Below are 1,665 nucleotides of genomic sequence, written 5' to 3' on the forward strand. Positions count from 1 at the left end.
TAGCCTCGGCGTTTCACGTGGTGGGGCCGGCGCGGGTCGTGTGGTGACGTGGAAAGTGCTCCAGAACTGGGACGATGGGACTTGTCGAGGGTCCACGTTGTCAGAGTTCAAGGAGCACTTCCAAGGTGAAGCGTAACGGGTCGGTTCCACGTGTGAGGGTCAGTGCTGACGGGGCGGGCGTGGTGTCCCACGCGGGGTTGGGGATGTTGCGGGAGATGGCCGAGTACACCGGCCTGGTGGGGGCCCTGAACGGTGCGCTGGCCGATACCTACCGCGGGGCGTGGGTGCATGCCCCGGGCCGGGTGCTGACCGATGTCGCGGTTGCGGTTGCCGATGGTGCCGACGCGATCACCGGGATCGAGGTTCTCGGGGACCGGGAGGGGGTCTTCGGGCCGGTGGCCTCAATGCCGACCGCGTGGCGGGTGCTGGACCGGGTCGATGCCGACCACCTGAGCGCGGTGCGGGCCGCGCGGGCCGCGGCACGGGCCAAGGCGTGGGCCGCCGGGGCAGGCCCTGACCTGTCCGGGGAGTTGGCGATCGACTTCGATGCCACGATCACCATCGCGCATTCGGAGAAGGAGAACGCGGCCGCGACGTGGAAACGCACGTTCGGGTTCCATCCGCTCCTGGCCTTCCTGGACCGCCCAGAGATCGCTGGCGGGGAGGCGCTGGCCGGGTTGCTGCGTAAGGGCAACGCCGGGTCCAACACCGCCGCCGACCACGTCACCGTCCTGGCGCAGGCGCTGGCTGCGCTGCCCGAGCAGGCCCGCCCTCGCCCCGGCGATCCGCACGGCCCGCGGGTGCTGGCCCGTTCCGATTCTGCTGGTGCCACGCACGCCTTCGCCCTCGCCTGCCGCGACGCTGGGGTCGGATTCTCCTTCGGCTTCCCCGTCGACTTCCGGGTACAGGACATCGTCGACGTCATCCCCGAGCACTGTTGGCACCCGGCCATCGAGACCGACGGCGACCTGCGCGACGGTGCCTGGGTGGCTGAGGTCACCGACAACGTCGACCTGTCGGCCTGGCCCACCGGGTCCCGGCTGATCCTGCGCAAGGAACGACCCCACCCCGGCGCGCAGCTGACCTTCACCGACGCCGACGGGATGCGGGTCACCGCGTTCCTGACCGACACCGCGCCCGGGGTCGTTGCCGGGCAGGTCGCCGGGCTGGAACTACGACACCGTCAACACGCCAGGGTCGAGGACCGGATCCGCCAGGCCAAGGCCACCGGTCTTCGGAACCTGCCATGTCGGGCCTGGAACGAAAACGCGGCCTGGCTCGAAGTCGTGCTGATCGCCACCGACCTGATCGCCTGGACCAAACTCATCGCCTTCACCGACAACCCGACCCTGGCCAAGTGCGAGATCGCCGCGTTCCGCTACCGGATCTTGCACGTCGCCGCCCGGATCACCCACGGCGCCCGACAAACCCGGCTACACATCGACAAGACCTGGGCCTGGGCCACCGCGATTGCCGCCGCCTGGGACCGAATCCGCACCGCCTTCGGCTGACCACCAACCCCTGCCCCTACGACCCGAGGACCCTTGGAACCCGCCCACCCGGCGCGACAGCCGGGCACCACTCATGCCCCCACACCGACACACGCACAGACCCGGCCCCCAGCCACCAGTGAGACCCTCCCAAACCAACCGCATGAAAGACCGA

At 69.8% G+C, this 1,665-nt stretch carries 1 protein-coding gene; it reads left to right on the forward strand.

All coding sequences use genetic code 11. From position 1 onward, the window contains the following. Positions 1-125: 125 nt before the first annotated feature. Positions 126-1,511 (forward strand): IS1380 family transposase, encoded by a 1,386-nt coding sequence (locus KD1_RS15875; protein WP_068403536.1) that lies wholly within the window; start codon positions 126-128, stop codon positions 1,509-1,511. Positions 1,512-1,665: the final 154 nt, after the last annotated feature.

Origin of the sequence: Kribbia dieselivorans NBRC 106261, from assembly GCF_001552435.1 — a bacterium.
Taxonomy (GTDB): Bacteria; Actinomycetota; Actinomycetes; order Actinomycetales; family Dermatophilaceae; genus Kribbia; species Kribbia dieselivorans.